Origin of the sequence: Paenibacillus paludis, assembly GCF_042610515.1 — a bacterium.
Taxonomy (GTDB): Bacteria; Bacillota; Bacilli; order Paenibacillales; family Paenibacillaceae; genus Paenibacillus_AQ.
On the sequence record NZ_JBGJZP010000001.1, the window covers coordinates 128,576 to 145,838 of the forward strand.

At 41.8% G+C, this 17,263-nt stretch carries 15 protein-coding genes and 1 pseudogene; 15 read left to right on the forward strand and 1 reads right to left on the reverse strand.

Annotated features, from left to right (window positions below):
• The first annotated feature begins 29 nt into the window (after nt 1–29).
• The 12 genes and pseudogenes from ACAN56_RS00515 (at nt 30) to ACAN56_RS00570 (ending at nt 13,130) form a co-directional block, all read left to right on the forward strand.
• Nucleotides 30–758: a response regulator transcription factor gene (locus tag ACAN56_RS00515; RefSeq protein WP_379140397.1), complete on the forward strand. Its 729-nt coding sequence runs from the start codon at nt 30–32 to the stop codon at nt 756–758.
• Between the two features lies 1 nt (nt 759).
• Nucleotides 760–1,875 (forward strand): sensor histidine kinase, encoded by a 1,116-nt coding sequence (locus ACAN56_RS00520; RefSeq protein WP_379139690.1) that lies wholly within the window; start codon nt 760–762, stop codon nt 1,873–1,875.
• 257 nt (nt 1,876–2,132) lie between these two features.
• The gene (locus ACAN56_RS00525; protein ID WP_038592181.1) at nt 2,133–3,008 is read left to right on the forward strand and encodes a DMT family transporter; all 876 of its coding nucleotides are present in this window, start codon (nt 2,133–2,135) and stop codon (nt 3,006–3,008) included.
• Between the two features lie 244 nt (nt 3,009–3,252).
• Nucleotides 3,253–3,462: pseudogene (locus ACAN56_RS00530) on the forward strand (arginase family protein); the annotation flags it as partial.
• 254 nt (nt 3,463–3,716) lie between these two features.
• On the forward strand, nt 3,717–4,391 hold the full coding sequence (locus ACAN56_RS00535) for a response regulator transcription factor (RefSeq protein ID WP_379139693.1): 675 nt from the start codon (nt 3,717–3,719) through the stop codon (nt 4,389–4,391).
• Nucleotides 4,392–4,400: 9 nt separating this feature from the next.
• The gene (locus tag ACAN56_RS00540) at nt 4,401–5,666 is read left to right on the forward strand and encodes a HAMP domain-containing sensor histidine kinase (RefSeq protein ID WP_379139695.1); all 1,266 of its coding nucleotides are present in this window, start codon (nt 4,401–4,403) and stop codon (nt 5,664–5,666) included.
• A 134-nt stretch (nt 5,667–5,800) separates the two neighbouring features.
• Nucleotides 5,801–6,559: an ABC transporter ATP-binding protein gene (locus ACAN56_RS00545; protein ID WP_038592197.1), complete on the forward strand. Its 759-nt coding sequence runs from the start codon at nt 5,801–5,803 to the stop codon at nt 6,557–6,559.
• 2 nt (nt 6,560–6,561) lie between these two features.
• Complete coding sequence (locus ACAN56_RS00550; RefSeq protein ID WP_379139697.1) at nt 6,562–8,928, forward strand: ABC transporter permease; 2,367 nt, start codon at nt 6,562–6,564, stop codon at nt 8,926–8,928.
• A 303-nt stretch (nt 8,929–9,231) separates the two neighbouring features.
• Entirely contained in the window at nt 9,232–9,912 is a 681-nt protein-coding gene (locus ACAN56_RS00555; protein WP_038592203.1) for a hypothetical protein, read from the forward strand.
• On the forward strand, nt 9,902–10,765 hold the full coding sequence (locus tag ACAN56_RS00560) for an ABC transporter ATP-binding protein (protein ID WP_038592206.1): 864 nt from the start codon (nt 9,902–9,904) through the stop codon (nt 10,763–10,765). Before ACAN56_RS00555 ends, ACAN56_RS00560 begins: the two co-directional genes overlap by 11 nt.
• Entirely contained in the window at nt 10,758–11,966 is a 1,209-nt protein-coding gene (locus tag ACAN56_RS00565; RefSeq protein WP_379139700.1) for a hypothetical protein, read from the forward strand. Before ACAN56_RS00560 ends, ACAN56_RS00565 begins: the two co-directional genes overlap by 8 nt.
• 18 nt (nt 11,967–11,984) lie before the next feature.
• Nucleotides 11,985–13,130 (forward strand): hypothetical protein, encoded by a 1,146-nt coding sequence (locus tag ACAN56_RS00570; RefSeq protein ID WP_379139702.1) that lies wholly within the window; start codon nt 11,985–11,987, stop codon nt 13,128–13,130.
• A gap of 56 nt (nt 13,131–13,186) precedes the next feature.
• On the opposite strand, the gene ACAN56_RS00575 is transcribed toward ACAN56_RS00570, so the two are convergent.
• Complete coding sequence (locus ACAN56_RS00575) at nt 13,187–13,828, reverse strand: helix-turn-helix transcriptional regulator (protein WP_379139704.1); 642 nt, start codon at nt 13,826–13,828, stop codon at nt 13,187–13,189.
• A 480-nt stretch (nt 13,829–14,308) separates the two neighbouring features.
• Between ACAN56_RS00575 and ACAN56_RS00580 the strand changes: the two genes are divergently transcribed.
• From ACAN56_RS00580 to ACAN56_RS00590, 3 genes are all read left to right on the forward strand, one after another.
• Nucleotides 14,309–15,805 (forward strand): glycoside hydrolase family 43 protein, encoded by a 1,497-nt coding sequence (locus ACAN56_RS00580; protein ID WP_379139706.1) that lies wholly within the window; start codon nt 14,309–14,311, stop codon nt 15,803–15,805.
• Between the two features lie 118 nt (nt 15,806–15,923).
• Nucleotides 15,924–16,391 (forward strand): MarR family winged helix-turn-helix transcriptional regulator, encoded by a 468-nt coding sequence (locus ACAN56_RS00585; RefSeq protein WP_379139708.1) that lies wholly within the window; start codon nt 15,924–15,926, stop codon nt 16,389–16,391.
• Between the two features lie 152 nt (nt 16,392–16,543).
• Nucleotides 16,544–17,188, forward strand: coding sequence for an SDR family oxidoreductase (locus ACAN56_RS00590; protein WP_038592219.1), 645 nt, complete (start codon nt 16,544–16,546; stop codon nt 17,186–17,188).
• Nucleotides 17,189–17,263 lie beyond the last annotated feature (75 nt).

Sequence of the window (17,263 nt, forward strand, 5' to 3'; positions counted from 1 at the left end):
GGGAGGAAATACTGTTGCTGAATGACAATATGAATGCAGAGAAAATTCTACTGGTCGATGATGAGCTGGGGATTTTGACCTTGCTGGAGATTACGTTGAAGAAAGAGCGCTACCATAACATCACAAGCTGCTCAACCGGGGAACAAGCATTATTTTTCGTGAAAAATCATACCTATAACCTGATCCTGCTGGATGTAATGCTGGGGGATGTGAATGGCTTTGACCTGTGCCGTGAGATCCGCAAGCATACAGACACACCAATTATTTTTATCACCTCCTGCGCAAGTGATTTCGATAAATTGACCGGGCTAGGGATTGGCGGGGATGATTACATTACGAAGCCTTTTAATCCGCTTGAGGTCGTTGCCCGGATCAAAGCTTTGTTCAGAAGGCAGAACCTCACCCAAGCCTCTTCTTACGGGAACTCGGAAAGTGAAAGGAACAAAGAATACAATTACGGGCGTTTTATCCTGAGGCCTGCGGACGCTGCATTGATCGTGAATGGACAGACTGTGGAATGTACGGCCAAGGAGTTGGAGCTGCTCAGCTTCTTTTGCCGGAATCCAAACCGGATCTATACGACATCTCAAATCTATGAACTGGTATGGGGCAGCCCCGGGTATGGCGATGAGAAAACAGTCACTATTCATATTTCAAAGATCCGGAAAAAGCTGGACGACAATCCGAAAGCCCCCGAGCTGATCATTAACCTGAGAGGGATCGGTTATAAATTTGTGCCACCGGTCAAGGGAACCTGAGATGAAAACGGGATTTCGGTTCAGTGTCCATTTTGCCATCGGATTAATTGCCTGGATGCTTGGACTCGGCATTACCATGATGATTACTGTGGATGTGCTGTTTCCTCTGCTGGGCCTGCTGGAAGGACAGGAGTATTATGATCTGTACATTCTGGCGGTATTTGTACTTAATATTACCGGATGCAGCGTGCTGTTCGGCTGGTACTTCGGGAGTCCGTTAAGATTCATGATGTCTTGGATTGCTTCCTTATCGGGCGGGAATTTCGAACCTCCGACTGCAGCAAAGGGCATCTTCAAACGGAACCAGAAACTGAAATCCCGCTACCGGCTGTACAGCGAATTGATTGTGAACATTGAGTCGCTGTCCGCCAGCCTGAAGAAGTCCGAACTCGAACGCCGTAAGCTTGAAGATAACAAAAAAGATTGGGTGGCCGGCATCTCGCATGATCTCAAAACACCGTTAACATATGTCACGGGATACTCAGCTCTACTGCTGAATGAAGAGTACAGCTGGAACGCGGAGGAACAGCGAACGTTTCTGCAAGAAATCCAGTCCAAAGGGCTGCATATGGAGGAATTGATCAGCGACATCAACCTCTCTTTTCAGATAAATGAGGATCATGCCTCCTTGCCCATGCAGTTTGGCACTCTGGAGTTGATCGGCTTCCTGCAGCGGCTGATCGCCGATGTCGGCAACGATCCAAGAGCAGTGTCCTACCTGATGAGCCTGGATGCAGAGATAGAGTCGCTGGAGCTTGTTGCTGACGAGAAGGTGCTCTACCGGGCGCTGCAAAATGTGCTGATGAATGCCGTGCTTCACAATCCGGAAGGAACTGCCATTCACGTTACTGTGCGGCGGGAGGGAGAGGAAAGTGCGAATATCATGATTTCCGACAATGGCACTGGTATGGACGAAGATACGCTGAACAATCTGTTTCAAAAATATTACCGCGGAGCAAAAGGCAGCTCCCATAAGCTGGGTACAGGACTAGGTATGGCTATTGTAAAAAACCTGATCCTTGCACAGGGCGGCTTCCTGACTGTAGATAGCGAAGTAAGTAAAGGAACCACATTTCATATCCGTCTACCTGTCCGGGTGCATGAAAAGTCTACTTGAGCTTGAGAGATCAGTTGAAATTTTGAACAAGATATGAAAAAATAAGTTGCTGTATCAAATCCGGAACTTTCATGAACAGTACTATCTGGTTTCGGACAAACGGATAAAATTGGACTAGGGGTGAATTTGATGTTTTGGACTCCATTATTTGAAAACGACGTACCAGTAGCACACTTCTGCTCTTAGTGGAGTGAGTGTGACTACATCTCTCCGTTAGGGGCATTTGTGACCTAATTAAAAAACGGAGGGTATAAAAGATGAAAAACACCTTATTAGGTTCTTTATATTTAACTTTAGCTTCCATGATCTGGGGCGGTATGTACGTTGTTGTTAAAATTGTAGTATCGGTCATACCTCCATTAGAACTTGTATGGATGAGATATTTAGTAGCCATTGTTGCACTTCTAGTTATCGGCTTCATCACACGACAGAACTGGCGAATTGAGAAACGTTATTTTATCTTAATCGTAGCTATTGGGCTCATCGGTAATACGATTTCAATTGTTGCACAGGAAACGGGTACCATGTTATCCACAGCACAAATGGGAGCCATTATAACTTCTTCAACACCAGCATTCATGGTTATTTTTGCTCGCCTTATCCTTAAAGAACAGTTGACATTAAAAAAGGGAATCTCTGTTTTATTAGCGACAATTGGGGTGCTTTTCATTGTTGGAATTGGTGATGTGAATTTATCCAGTACACTTGGAGGTATTGCCCTGCTTATTGCTGCATTAACATGGGCCCTCATGTCTGTACTTGTAAAACGTTTGCCAAGTGATTACTCACAAATTGTGGTAACCACCTATTCCATCTTAGTAGCCCTAATCGTGTTGACTCCTTTTGTATTGCCGCGGTTACACGAGATTAGTATCTCTCAACTGGCTCACCCGACGATTTGGGGAGGACTCTTATATTTGGGTATTGTTTCAACAGCAGGCGGATTTCTACTTTGGAATCGCGGATTACAAATGCTTAATGCCTCAAGTGGAGGAATATTTTTCTTCTTTCAACCCCTGGTTGGAACATTACTTGGATGGCTTGTTCTAGGAGAGAACATAGGTGTAGCGTTTTGGATCGGCTCTATCCTAATTTTTACAGGTGTTCTATTCGTTATTAACGAGAAAAAATAGTATTTAAGAAACTTCATTCGAATGTATGAAATGCACCCTTGAGAATAGACATTGGAATAACCCCCTGGTTAACCAATAAAATTCTAGGGGGTGCATTTACAGCCATGCTGATCATCACACTATCCTTTTGGATAGTACCTATCAATAAAGTGCGTACTACTTTTTTATGTGTGCTCTGTTTATACTAACCTTACTTTGAAGTAAGGGAGACGATAAAATGACTTAAAAAACAATACGCCTGTTAATGCCGCAATGGCAAGGGGGAAACAACCCTAACTACTCTTTTGGAGCCGAGCTGCTTGCTTGGTTAGCTCCAGACAATGATCAACCTCTTATTGATGTACCTGTTCAGGCTTATGATGGAACTCCGCTTGAGAATGAGAACGGTATGAATGGAAGAAAACAGCTACTTAAACAATTAGAGGCAGCTTATCATATCATTGATGCTCATAAGCTCCTAAGTGAGAAGATTATTCGCTGATATGTACTTGCAGCCACTGTTGATTTCTCTCCCTATACAATTGCCGGTATGCCCTCAATTATTATTTCCTGCTTCATCATTTAGTGGAAGTTGAATATACTTATCCCATCGCCGAGCGAATTCAGGAGATATTCCTGAAATTGCCCGGTTTTTTCATAGAAAGATGCTACATTCAACAGTATAATAGTTTCTGTTATTCAAGTTATATTTATGGAGGAAAATGGATCATGAAATACGACTGTTTAATTGTTGATGATGAAGAAGCGCTGTCAACAAGCACCTGTAAATACTTTAATATGCTTGGCGTGAAGACCTATTGGGTAGCAGATGAACAGGCATGTTTTGATTTTTTTACGCAAAACAAGGCCGATTTGATCCTGCTCGATATTAATTTAGGGCAGCAATCCTCCGGATTTGAAATATGCAAAAAACTGAGAAAAGCCACCAATATCCCTATATTGTTTATAAGTGCACGAACCAGTGATGATGATGTTCTGCTTGCACTAAATATCGGTGGAGACGACTATATCCAAAAGCCGTATGCACTCAGTATTATTTTGGCTAAAGTAAAAACGGTATTGAAAAGATATGGGGGCGATGTTGATGTTTTAAGCTTTGGCAGCTTTACAATGGATCTGATCTCGGAAAAGCTGATGAATGATGGCTGCGAGATTAAATTGAAGGCTATGGAATATAAGCTGCTGTCCTATTTAATCCAGAACAAAAATCGCCCTCTCGCCAAAGAGGAGCTGTTCTCTAACGTCTGGAATGACGCAATCACCAGTGACGGAACCTTAAATGTCCACATCCGCAAACTGCGTGAAAAAATTGAAGAAAACCCTAATGAGCCGCATTATATTAAGACGATTTGGGGGACCGGTTATGTATTTGAGACCGATTAGGGGTGAAAGATGAGCATCAAGAAGGTAACATTCTTGGCGGCAGCCATTCTATTCTTTGGCATTAGTGTAATTCTTTTTGTTTTTCGAAGCTTAACTGCAACAGGAACGGATGTTGTTGCTGTAAATGATATTACACAAACGATTGTTGAACATTGGGACACTCTGGATCAGTCTGCCTTGCCGGGTCGTCAATACAGCTTGGAATATACAGTACTGGATAGCCACGGGGAGCTGGTTGGGGCCACAAGACGTGGATTAAGTGAGAATATAGACTCTGCTATCTATAATCGGGATACGATTGTGGATATTACGCGCAATGACACGGTATTGGGGAAAGTGATTTTTTTTAATAATACAAGTGAACGATGGAAGCATCACAGGGATAAGCTGCTTGTTTTTTTTGGAGTTAATATCATTTTTATCATTTTGTTTTGTTTAATCTATGCAGTATATATCGACAGATCTATTTTTCGTCCTTTTCGTAAGCTGCAGGCATTTGCCCGTCATGTGGCAGAGGGCAAGCTGGATATGCCGCTCGAAATGGAAAAGGGCAACGGGTTCGGTGCATTTGCAGAAAGCTTTGACTTAATGAGAGAGGAACTCGCGAAAGCGCGCGAGAACGAAAGATTGGCAAATCAGAGCAAAAAGGAGCTGGTAGCCTCACTTAGCCATGATATAAAAACGCCTGTCGCCTCCATTAAGGCTGTCTCCGAAGTTATGATTTTGAATTCTGTTATTGAGGATGACATAAGCCAGCTGGAAGTGATTAATGCAAAAGCTGACCAGATAAATACATTGATCACGAATATGTTTAGTGCAACATTAGAAGAGTTACAGGAGCTAACTGTCACAGTAACGGAAGAGTCGAGTGTATTACTGGGGGATCTAATCAAAAATGTTGACTATAATAATAGAGCTACTATATCGCCTATCCCCGAATGCATTGTGCTAATAGATATGCTTCGGCTTCTGCAGGTAATTGACAATATCATAAGCAACTCTTATAAATACGCGGGTACATCCATTGGTGTATTAGTAAACATCAAAGGACAATATCTGGAGATCGAATTCAAAGACTATGGACGCGGGGTCTCTCCGGAGGAAATCCCACTTCTATTCAATAAATTCTATCGTGCCCGAAATTCAGTCGGCAAAAGCGGAACAGGACTGGGATTGTATATTTCCCAATATCTGATGGACAAAATGTCCGGTGATATCATTTGCAGGAATATAGATGGCGGTTTTGTGGTGATCTTAAGATTACATATCGCGTAAAAAATTTTAGAATTGGTTAAGAACTGTCTAAAGACCCGCTAAGAATTAAAAAGCTAAGATAAGACTGTAAATAAAACTTTAACTGCTTTCCAGGCAGTAAGTTTTAACAGTCTTTTTTAATAGGGGGCCACGTAATGAGTCAAGTAATTATCACAACCGATAAGCTTAGTAAATCGTTTTCTACTGGGGGTGTGCAGCAGCACATTCTTAAAAATCTTGATCTGGAGATATTATCCGGGGATTTCACCGTAATCATGGGTTCTTCCGGTGCGGGAAAATCTACGCTCATGTATGCCCTATCAGGTATGGATAAGCCGACGCTAGGCTCCGTTACATACTTTGATCAGGAAATCGCAAAGCTGTCCAATGATAAGCTGGCGGTTTTTCGCAGATTAAATTGCGGATTTGTATTTCAGCAAATGTTCCTGCTCGATAATATGAGTATATTGGATAATGTTATTGCCGCAGGCCTGCTTGTCAGTAATGACAGAAAAGCCATCGCTGCACGAGCAAAAGATCTGTTTGCGCAGGTAGGATTAACTGAAATGATTTGGCGGAAATTCCCTACCCAATTGTCCGGTGGGGAAGCTCAGCGTGCTGCAATTGTGCGTGCATTAATAAACCAGCCAAAGGTTGTTTTTGCCGACGAACCCACAGGCGCTCTTAACTCCGCGGCAGGTAAAGTGGTACTTGATGTGTTGACCGATCTTAACAGCAAGGGGCAAAGCATCATCATGGTTACCCATGATCTGAAATCTGCAAGAAGAGGAAACCGGATTTTATATATGCGTGACGGTGTTATTCATGGCATATGCAACTTAGGCAAATACGTAAGCGGCGACAGGGAGCGGCACGGCAAGCTCCAGGCCTTCCTCACTGAAATGGGGTGGTAAAGTTGCGGAAATTAGCTATGCTCAGCTTTGCAAATATACGAAAAACCAAAGGACACACGGTTTCACTGTTGCTATTGTTCCTCATTGCCGGATTGCTGCTAAATGCGGGCTCGCTAGTGTTTGTGAATTTTGGCAGTTATTTTGAAAAAGTCACCAAAGAGCTTAAGACAAACGATGTGTACTACCTCTTGCCAAATCAGTTATATACCGGAGAGGTAGATGAGTACATCAGAAATAATAAAAATGTATCAAACATGCACAAAGCGGATGTGATATGGGCTTCGGCATCCATCCCCTATAATGGTGAAACACGTAAGACCAGTTTTATTCTCAATGATATGGATAAAAAACGTGATTTCTCTAAATGGAGATTTGTTGAAAAGCATTTACCGCCTGATTCCATGTCCATATATGTGCCGTATATATTGAATATTGACGGTGGTTACAAGCTGAATGACAAAATTGAAGTTACCTTGGAAGATGAAGTTCTTACATTTACAGTAAAAGGGTTTACAGAAGATGCCTTTTTCAGTTCTTTTGATACCGGAACTTTAGGGGCTTATCTTCCTCATGAAACCTATGAAAAGCTTGTACAGAAGCTGGGTAACAAATATAGTTCAACACTTGTTTTTGCTGATCTTGATAAAATAAATAATGAAGTTGAAACAGGGATAGGACAATTAATACAAAAGAATCAAAAAGTTGCTGTTTCTACTTTAGCTGCAGCAACCAGTACGGATACATTATCCACCATGGATTTAGATACGTTGAAATCAACCCGTGTTACTATGGCAAATATAGTATCGGTAATGTCCATGGCTTTCGCTATTATTATCGCAGTTGTATGCTTTATCGTAGTGCGGTTTAGAATTGGTAACAGCATTGAAGAAGACATGACCAAAATCGGGTCTTTAAAGGCGATCGGATATACCAGCAGACAAATTATAGGGTCTATTGTAATGCAGTACATGCTTATTGCCTTGGTTGGCAGTATAGCAGGCATATCGTTGTCCTATTTAGCTACGCCAGTACTTTCTAATATGTTTGCCCATCAATCCGGACTTATGTGGGTGCAAGGCTTCGATGGAGCAATCAGCAGTGTTATTCTATGTACAATTTTATTCATTGTTATCATTGTTTCCTTCATTTCCTCGGGACGAATTCGTAAGCTTAATCCGATTGTAGCCTTAAGAGGCGGAATCACAACCCATAACTTCAGAAAAAACCATTTACCGCTTCATAAGTCAATAGGCAGTCTGCCGGTCGTTCTCGGGTTCAAATCCATGCTGCAAAGCAGGAAGCACACCTTCATGATGGCAGTGATCCTTGCCGCTGTATCTTTTGCCAGTACCTTTGGCTTTGTGATGTTTTATAACACTGTTATTGATACAAAGGCATTTGCAGAGACTCCCGGAGTCGAACTTTCAAATGTGATGGCTGTTTTGAATTCGGATAAGGATCAACCAAAGCTTGTTGAAAACATTAAAAACATGAAGAATGTAAGAAAAGTGCTGTATCTTGATGAGGCTAAGATTAAGATAGAGAGCTATGATGTAACTGCTTATGTGATGGAGGATTATTCTGCAAAAGAAACAGATACCGTCTATAAGGGCAGATATCCGCTGCATAGCAACGAAGTTGTGCTTGCCGGTATCTTAGCTGACAAGCTGGATAAAAAGGTCGGAGACCGTGTCACGATAAATGTCGGCGCTAAGCAGGCTGAGTATCTGATCACTGGCTTATCTCAAGGTGCAAATATGGGCGGAATGAATGCGTCGATACGACGGGACGGCTTCCTTAAGCTTAACCCGGACTTTAAACAGCAGAGTCTGCAAATCTATTTAAACAAAAATAGTAAATCTGATGTATTTATAAACAAGCTTAAAAGCGACTATGGAGATTCTATCTCGGCAACAGTAGACATGGATAAAACCCTGGAACAGGGTATGGGCACTTACTTATCAATTGTCTCGAAGCTTGGGATTGGCATGATGGTTATAACCTTAGTTGTCGTGATTCTGGTTCTGTATTTTGTAATTAATTCATCGGTTATTCGTAAGAAACGTGAACTGGGTATACAAAAAGCAATTGGTTTTACAACCTTCCAGCTAATGAATCAGCTCTCGCTTGGATTTCTGCCGCCTATCATGATAGGCGTATTGCTCGGAAGCGCAGCTGGAATTACCCTAACCAATCCATTCATGTCAGTGGCTATGAGTGCTATGGGGATTATGAAGGCGAATTTTATTATCATGACGTCGTGGATTACTTTGCTTGGTGTGGCACTTGTCATTGTTTCTTACTTTACTTCGATGCTGATCACATACCGCATCCGTAAAATATCCGCATATGCTTTAGTAAGTGAGTAAATTCGATAGGGTGGGGACGTGGATAATCACGTCCCTTTTTTTGCTTTAATTATTTGTAATATTTTATATATAACGCTCGGTGCGATACTAATGTGAAAATATCTATTTAAGAAAAATTTAAGATCTACACACCTGGATTTTTTAGTTGTTCAATCTATACTTTGTACCAAGAAGAAATAGGAGGAACATCAAGCCATTTACGAAGACAGTGCAGAAGCCAAGGTGTTCCTGCTTCACTGACAAAAATTATGGCCGGATTTCGCGAAGATGAGGAGGTTACATATTAAAAACGGAGGTGTCTTAGTGAAAAAAATCTTCATGATTGCATTAACTATAACCATTTTAATTGGAGGAAGTCTCTACTTCCAAACTCAAAGCAGCTACTCAGAATATGTAAGCATGCAGGCTGACAAAACCATCTCAGAGGAATTAAATGCCGTAGATAACAATCCGAAGAATGTCAAGACAGAGAATGAGAAGCTGGGCAATGAGGAGCCCCCAGAGGAGATTTCTTTGGATGTTACGCCAGATGTTGAGAGAACTCCTGAGGATATCGCCTTGGACAAACGACTTGATGCAGATAGAAAAAGTAATGAAAGAACTTATCGGGAGGAAGGAAGAACAGGGTCATCAATTAGGCCAACGATAGAAATTCCGACTTTGTCTATCGATGATTATATAGGTATCTACAAAACTGTTGATGCATACATGAGAGAAAATTCGGATCGGTTTCCCGAGCCGGCAGACAATGGCACCAGAGGAAGCACTTCTGATCCGAGAATCCAAAATATTCTATATGCAGAAGAAAAATCAGGTATCATAGCAGGATTTGAAGATGAAAACCTGGTGGCATGGGCAGTGAAAAAGCTGGACGGAGCATATACCAACCTCTTGCTAGGGAGAACGTCTGCGGGAGAGGACTGGCAAGTTCTCTCAGAAGGAGACGTATATCAGTTGAGAAAGGAAATTAGCGATGGAAATTAAAGCGGAAAATGTAACAAGAACATTTGGAACGAAACGGGCCATTGATGAACTGAATTTTATTTTGCCTGAAGGTGTGTACGGACTTTTGGGAGATAATGGGGCAGGGAAAAGCACCTTGATGCGAATTCTTGTGGCAATCGACCATCAGACCAGCGGCAAGGTTACCTTTAACGGCAAGGATATCTTCCATATGAACGACGACTACCGGAATCTTGTGGGATATATCCCTCAGGATTTCGAGGTGTATCCCGCGTTCACGGCAACAGAATATCTGGAATATATGGGAGCACTGAAGGGGTTGTCAAAAAAGGAACTGAAGCACAAAGTTCCAGAGGTATTACAGTTTGTCAATCTGGAGAAAGTTGCTAATAAAAAGGTCAAAACCTTTTCCGGAGGGATGAAAAGGCGGGTGGGCATTGCCCAAGCCATCATTAACGATCCAAAGATATTAATTTTTGACGAGCCCACCGCTGGGCTTGACCCCCATGAGCGAATCCGTTTTTCAAACATCATAAGCGAAATGGGACAGGACAAGATCATCTTGTTTTCTACCCACATTATTTCGGATATCGAAGCAATCACCACCAATGTGATTATCCTAAATCAGGGCAAAATTAAAGAGCAAGGTAATGTGCAAAAGATGTTATCCGGGATTAAAGGAAAAGTGTTCACCGAGGAGATGGACAGAGAGCGGCTTGCCTCCTTTAAGAAGGAACACCTCATCGTACGAATACGGCAGGAAGAAAACGCTGTCAGTGTACGGTACTTGGGAGAAAAGGAATCAGGCGCAATCGTATGCGAGCCCACGCTGGAAGATTACTACATCCACTTAGGGAGTGGGAGCCATGCGTAATTTCATTCCATTAGAACTGAAAAAAATACGAAATAAAAGTACGGTGATTATCAGCCTACTCTTTCTCACAATTATTCTGATCCCTTTGGTTCAAACCGCCCGGAGTATCGATGTCTTGGATGATGAGGGAACCATACATAGCGGCATTGGGGGCTGGGATATTTTAAGGGAGCGAACGGTTGAGGGCACGATGACGACAGATTATTTATTACAAATGAAACAGAACTACGAAAACAGTGTGGACAAACCTTATATTGAGGGGGAAGTGGATACAGACCGCAAGCTGGGCAAAAAATTGATGTTTCCTCACGATATGCTGAACTGGGAACTGAATTTCCCATATGAAAAGTACCGTGTGCTCGATAACAGCTTAAATTTAACCAATGAGCAGCTCGCCAGTTTTTATGAGGATTGGAAGGGCAGTTTTACCGAATATTTATCCAATGAACAAAATCTATTTCCTTATACAAAGGAACAAATCGAAATCATATCCCAGAAAATGCAAAAAGTACACACCCCATTTTTATTCAAATACGATAGCGGCTGGGAGTACCTGAAAATAGGTTTATTAAATACGATCTACCTTTTCTTTATGTTCTTGGCCTTTATCCTATGTGAGGGATTCTCCAAAAACAGCAGCAAAGGAATTGACAAGGTGACCTTATCCACCAAAGAGAGCCGGAGGAAGCTGATCAGCTATAAGCTTGGCGCCGCCAGTGTGTTTTCTACGATAGCCTATTTTGTGTATATTGTGATCGTACTGCTGTTTGTTGCTGTAGTCTACACGCTGCACGGCTGGGACTCTTCGGTTCAAATCGGAACGACTACATTTTATTCGATGAATCAGCTTCAAGAGGCGTTACTCTATATTGCCATGGGATACTTTTCCACCCTCGTCGTGACTCATCTTATCCTGTTTTTGTCCGTGATTTTTAAAAGAGGGAGACTGGTATTAGCAACTTCACTGATTTATTTTTATCTCGTCAATACTTATCAAATGGGGAGGGGGGCGCTGATTGAAAAAGTGATGGTCTTCATGCCCCAGAACTTTATCAATAATCTTATAGGCATAGAGAAATTATATTTTGTGGGTAATACCGTGTTTCCTTATGTTTTTGTCGCCCTGTTTCTGGGTACTGTGTACATTCTCTTATCTCGAATCGGTATCTCTATATGGATGAGAAGATATTATTTACAGTAGAGGAAGGTAGGTGAAATCATGAGCTACTTATCAAAATTAAACAGAAGTAAAATCCTAAACACAAACGTATTCGGTTTTTTGTTGGCATTGTTTCTGATACTTACCTTTTACAACTTAGACACCATCAAAACTGGTTATTTAAATCAGGCAAGATATGAGGTAACAGATGGGACGGAATACCGGTATTTCTATCAGCCGGAGGTATTGGATGAAGTTGAGATTAACAAAATTTTGGAAAAATACAGAGAACTTAGCCTACCAGAAGACAGGAATACAGCGGATGTTGCAGATTTGCCAGCCTTGGATATGATTATCCAAGTGTATGGCTGGGACTGGACTGGAATACGGGATGTCTCAGCAGAACAATTCTATCAGGACAGGGCAGACATCATCAGAAGTGCACAGGAGGAAGCGGGGAGTTCCAGGAAAGGAAACAGCAACGGGACTTTTGCAGCGGCTTCTCTCTCCGAACCTATCCGGATGGGTTATGCTGAGGGCTGGAAGAACGTTAATTCAGGGATGAGCCAGTGTGTTTTTATTGTCCTGGTTCTCATTTCCATTGTACTGGTCCCAATTTTTAATGAAGACGAGACCTTGGGCGTGGACGGACTGGTGAAATCCACGAGGTTTGGGAAACGTAAGCTGAGTAGGGTACGGATCATCAACGCCTTCCAACTCTCTTCACTGCTTTATCTGGCGGCGGTGGCGATTTACATTACGCCTATATTCTTTATGTACGGTTTACAAGGAGCGGATTTGCCTATACAAAGTAGTCCACAATTTTTTTTATCAATGGTTGAGGTGAATTATTTCGAGCAGTTTTTGATCAACCTGGTCATTGGATATGTGGCAATCTCACTGATGACAGGGATTACCTTATTGATCAGCGTATTAGTCACACAGGTTTATACTGGCTACGCCCTGTTATTATTCACCATAGCCATATCTTACGCCATTCAGATGAGCGAGGTATTCTTTCTGAAACATTACGTGGGCAATTTTCTGCCCATGCAGATAGCCGAGTTCAACAGCTATTACACAAGTTTTGAACCCTATGGAGGTATTTCTACAATCATTGCCGTTCCTTCCATTACTGTTGCAGTTTTATTTATGCTCCTACTATTTTTGCCAAGATGGATTAATAAAATGAGGTTTACTTCTTAAATTGAGCATTATACATAAAGTTAAAAACAACTTGATCGATTCCATCCGAGAAGATTTCATGAATCTGATGCCATCAATTTTTGGTATTCACGAGGTGCATAGCCTGTGATTTGGCGGAACTGCCGACTAAAATGCTCAATATTCATGTATCCGCAAATTGCGGCGATTTCGGAGATCCGATGCGGACTATGAAGCAGCTTTTCCTTGGCAAGATGGATTCGGCATTGAATGACGTCGTCCATGCACGAAATGCCAAAGGTTGACTTATAGATGGCCTGTAAATAGCCAGAACTGAGATGCACATGTTCGGCCATAGCCGGTACGGCCCAAGAATGACCCGGGTTGTTGTATACCGCTTTGCGCAGATTCAACAGATTTTGATAGTGAGGAGTATTATTCGTACTGTGCGAAGCTTCAATAAGCTTATTGATGATAATCCGGAATAAGTAATCCATAGACAGCTCCCGGTAAGCGCAGGAAAAGAAATGTTCAGCCGTAAGCAACTGAAACAATTGGTGGAAATATTCCGGGTCGGGCATGGGAAAGGGAACTCCATGTAATAGCTTTGATTCCTTCAAATGAATTTCGTCTGAATCAAAATGAATCCAGTCATTCCCATAGCTACCTGCACAGGCCCGGTAGAGTATCTTTTGATGTGGTTGGAAGACTACCGCGCAGTTAGCAGGATATTCCTTCATCTCGCCCTCAACCCAGAATTGGGCGGGTGTTCTGGTGAGAAGGAGCAACCATGTATTATGTCCTTCAGGGACGTCACAAACAAAATCTGCGGTATGGATGGCATCATATCCGGCATAGTATATTGTTATCATATCATTATCCTTTCTTAGAATAGATCAAATATACGACAGTATACATCATTCAATAGAGCCGTGTCATTAACTTATAATTTCATGTATATAATTGAACTGAAATTCTTCTACTTCGGGATTGGCCGTGACTCCAGAGAATGTTTGGACTTCCGGCCGCTGTTAGGTTTGGATTTCCTGAATTTAACCGCGAATCGCGGTAGAAATCCAAACCTAAAGGCGGACGCTATCGCTCCTCCAGTTCCAAAATTCCCCTCCGTCACTTTTCCCTAAATGTAATTCTCAAGTTCAATCTATTTCTCACCATATGAGAAATAATCAATCAATAACATTCAATTATGAGGTGAAATCATGAAGTACAGCAATCCCGTAATTAAAGGTTTCTATCCCGATCCAAGTGTTTGTAAAGTAAATAATAAGTATTATCTCGTCAGCAGTTCCTTTCAATATTATCCTGGCGTACCTTTGTTCGAAAGCGATGATTTAGTGAATTGGAGACAAATTGGACATTGCTTAACAAGACAATCACAAGTTCATCTTGAGAAGATAGACAGTTCTGGAGGAGTATTCGCATGCACCATCAGATATCATAACGGTCGTTTTTACATGACCACCACTAATAATTCTACCGGGCAAAATTTCTACGTTTGGACAGATGATATCTACGGCGAATGGTCGGAGCCCATCTTTGTGGACCAAGGGGGGATAGATCCCTCATTTTACTTTGAAGGAAATTCAATCTACTTTATGAGCAACGGCACTGATGACACTGGAAGGAACAGCATCTTTCAATGTGAGATAGATATCGAAACTGGTGAAAAGCTTACACCAAGCCGCGTGATCTGGCATGGAACAGGGGGACGTTATCTGGAAAGCCCTCACCTGTATAAAATCAATGATCTCTATTACTTAATGGCAGCAGAAGGAGGAACCGAATATGGACATATGATTGTATATGCAAGAGGCAATTCCCCTTACGGACCTTTTGAAGCGTATCCCAATAACCCCGTTTTAACAAACAGGAATCTGGGGGGATATGAGATACAGGGTGTAGGCCACGGAGATTTAATTCAAGATCACGATGGAAATTGGTGGATCGTTCATTTGGGATTTCGGCAAATCGGCAGATGGGTTATGCATCATCATCTGGGGCGGGAAGTGTTTTTGATGCCAGTTACTTTCCAAGAAGATCATTGGTTTACGGTGGGAGACGATGGTACGACTCAGGGGGAAGTTGAAACAAACTACATTCCCAATTCGGCTAAACAGATAGAACAGACGGAATATACTTTTCATAACACAAGCTGGGATATAGATTGGTGTTACTTACGTTATCCCGATAAACAGAATTATTTGCTGGGTGATGGGGAATTGAAATTAAGAGGTTCACAGATTTCATTAGATATGGCGGATTCTCCGACCTTTATCGGTTTGCGTCAAAAGGATTTCCATGTGGAAATCTCCTGTGAGATTAGAGTGAATGATGGTGAAGCGGGAATAACGTTATATATGGATGAGCATCATCATTATGATTTCGCTTTGAGAAGAATAGGGGAGCGAATTGAAGCCGTTAAGCGTCTGAACATCGGAGACATTAAGACCATACACGAACAATCCGATCTAAATTCAAATGTAGCCATATTAAAGATTATTTCAGATCATGACACTTACTCTTTTCAGGTAATAAGCGATGGCATAGCAATTGATTTGGGCTCTGCGCAAACCAGATACCTCTCCTCAGAGGTTGCCGGAGGTTTTACCGGCGTTGTGATCGGGTTATATTCCCAGGATGGAAGCTGTTCGCAATTCAATGACTTTAGCGACTTCAAATGTATGTATTTAAATTAACAATATGTATTTTGGCGAAAAACCCTCATTGGTGACGAGGGTTTTTTCAATGTTGTGTTGGACGAATAATGTATGGGTTTTGACCATATCAATTTGGATTGATACAATAAGGCAAACTATGTCGAATGACTTTAAAATCAGGTGGGGTGATTTAAGCTTGCAACATGAAAATGAACTTTTGGAGGTATGGTTGACTTGGTCCCGCATCAATTCAAATTTAAGTGAAAAGTTGGAACAAGCTCTGCTGAACAATTATAATTTATCTTTGAAGGAGTTCTATGTTTTAAATTTCATATCCAATGCTGAGGAAAAAAAATTACGGCTACAGCAACTTCAAGAACTTGTGGGACTAAGTCAAAGTGCTATATCGAGACTCGTCGTTAGAATGGAAGCTAAAAACTGTGGTGCGTTAGAAAGACATATATGCGAGGATGACCGGCGTGGTATTTATACTCGAATTACAGAGTTAGGCGAAAATAAATACCAGCGGGCACTTCAGACCTTTAATCAGGTCTTACAAGCAGAACTAAAAAAAGATGGATTTAATTCAGAAGTAAAGAATCTGACGAAAAAATTGTTTTTGTGACCAGTGTAGAGATCTTGTAAGTAGAGTTGAGATGATTGTTAAGTTTAGGATTACGACTTGACATAATTATTTTTCTCCGGTAAATTATATGCATGCGCATGCTTTATTCATTGTTGCTGTAATTCAATTCAGCTGATAAGGAGTGGATAGCTATGAAGGTGTTAGTAGTCGGATCGAATGGACAAATCGGACAGCACCTTATTCAACAGTTGAAAGCAAGCAACGATCACACCGTCCGGGCGATGGTACGGAATAAAGAACAAGCCGATACATTTGTACAACAGGGAGTCGAAACTGTTCTCGCGGATTTGGAAGGGACAGTAGACTCCATTGCAACGGCCGCCAAGGGTTGTGACGCTATTGTGTTTACGGCTGGATCAGGTGGAAAAACGGGTGATGACAAAACACTGTTAATTGATTTGGACGGTGCAGGAAAAACTATTGAAGCTGCTGAAAAAGCAGGCATTGACAGATTCATCATGGTCAGTGCAATTCAGGCGAATAACCGGGACAACTGGCACCATAATATTCTACCGTATTACGCAGCTAAGCATTATGCAGACAAAGTGCTCGAAAGCAGCAGTCTGACATACACGATTATACGTCCAGGAATTTTATTGAATGAACCAGGAACGGGAAAGGTGTCTGCTGCGGAAAATATCACTGTTGGCAGTATCCCTCGTGAAGATGTAGCGCGTACCATTGTGGCTGCTTTGGAAGAGAAGCACACCTATAAGCGTGCCTTTGATCTGATTGCTGGTTACGATCCGATTCCTGATGCATTGCAAAAGTTCTGAAAAAACCATAACCTGAAAGTACATACATGCTTGCGCATGCATGATAAATTTAATATATAAGAGCAAAAAGGGGAG

What these genes read in the sequence shown, in the direction of transcription:
- ACAN56_RS00515 (WP_379140397.1), top strand. Translation starts at nt 30, where the DNA reads ATGAATGCAGAGAAAATTCTACTGGTCGATGATGAGCTGGGGATTTTG.
- ACAN56_RS00520 (WP_379139690.1), top strand. Translation starts at nt 760, where the DNA reads ATGAAAACGGGATTTCGGTTCAGTGTCCATTTTGCCATCGGATTAATT.
- ACAN56_RS00525 (WP_038592181.1), top strand. Translation starts at nt 2,133, where the DNA reads ATGAAAAACACCTTATTAGGTTCTTTATATTTAACTTTAGCTTCCATG.
- ACAN56_RS00535 (WP_379139693.1), top strand. Translation starts at nt 3,717, where the DNA reads ATGAAATACGACTGTTTAATTGTTGATGATGAAGAAGCGCTGTCAACA.
- ACAN56_RS00540 (WP_379139695.1), top strand. Translation starts at nt 4,401, where the DNA reads ATGAGCATCAAGAAGGTAACATTCTTGGCGGCAGCCATTCTATTCTTT.
- ACAN56_RS00545 (WP_038592197.1), top strand. Translation starts at nt 5,801, where the DNA reads ATGAGTCAAGTAATTATCACAACCGATAAGCTTAGTAAATCGTTTTCT.
- ACAN56_RS00560 (WP_038592206.1), top strand. Translation starts at nt 9,902, where the DNA reads ATGGAAATTAAAGCGGAAAATGTAACAAGAACATTTGGAACGAAACGG.
- ACAN56_RS00565 (WP_379139700.1), top strand. Translation starts at nt 10,758, where the DNA reads ATGCGTAATTTCATTCCATTAGAACTGAAAAAAATACGAAATAAAAGT.
- ACAN56_RS00570 (WP_379139702.1), top strand. Translation starts at nt 11,985, where the DNA reads ATGAGCTACTTATCAAAATTAAACAGAAGTAAAATCCTAAACACAAAC.
- ACAN56_RS00575 (WP_379139704.1), bottom strand. Translation starts at nt 13,828, where the DNA reads ATGAAGGAATATCCTGCTAACTGCGCGGTAGTCTTCCAACCACATCAA.
- ACAN56_RS00580 (WP_379139706.1), top strand. Translation starts at nt 14,309, where the DNA reads ATGAAGTACAGCAATCCCGTAATTAAAGGTTTCTATCCCGATCCAAGT.
- ACAN56_RS00585 (WP_379139708.1), top strand. Translation starts at nt 15,924, where the DNA reads ATGTCGAATGACTTTAAAATCAGGTGGGGTGATTTAAGCTTGCAACAT.
- ACAN56_RS00590 (WP_038592219.1), top strand. Translation starts at nt 16,544, where the DNA reads ATGAAGGTGTTAGTAGTCGGATCGAATGGACAAATCGGACAGCACCTT.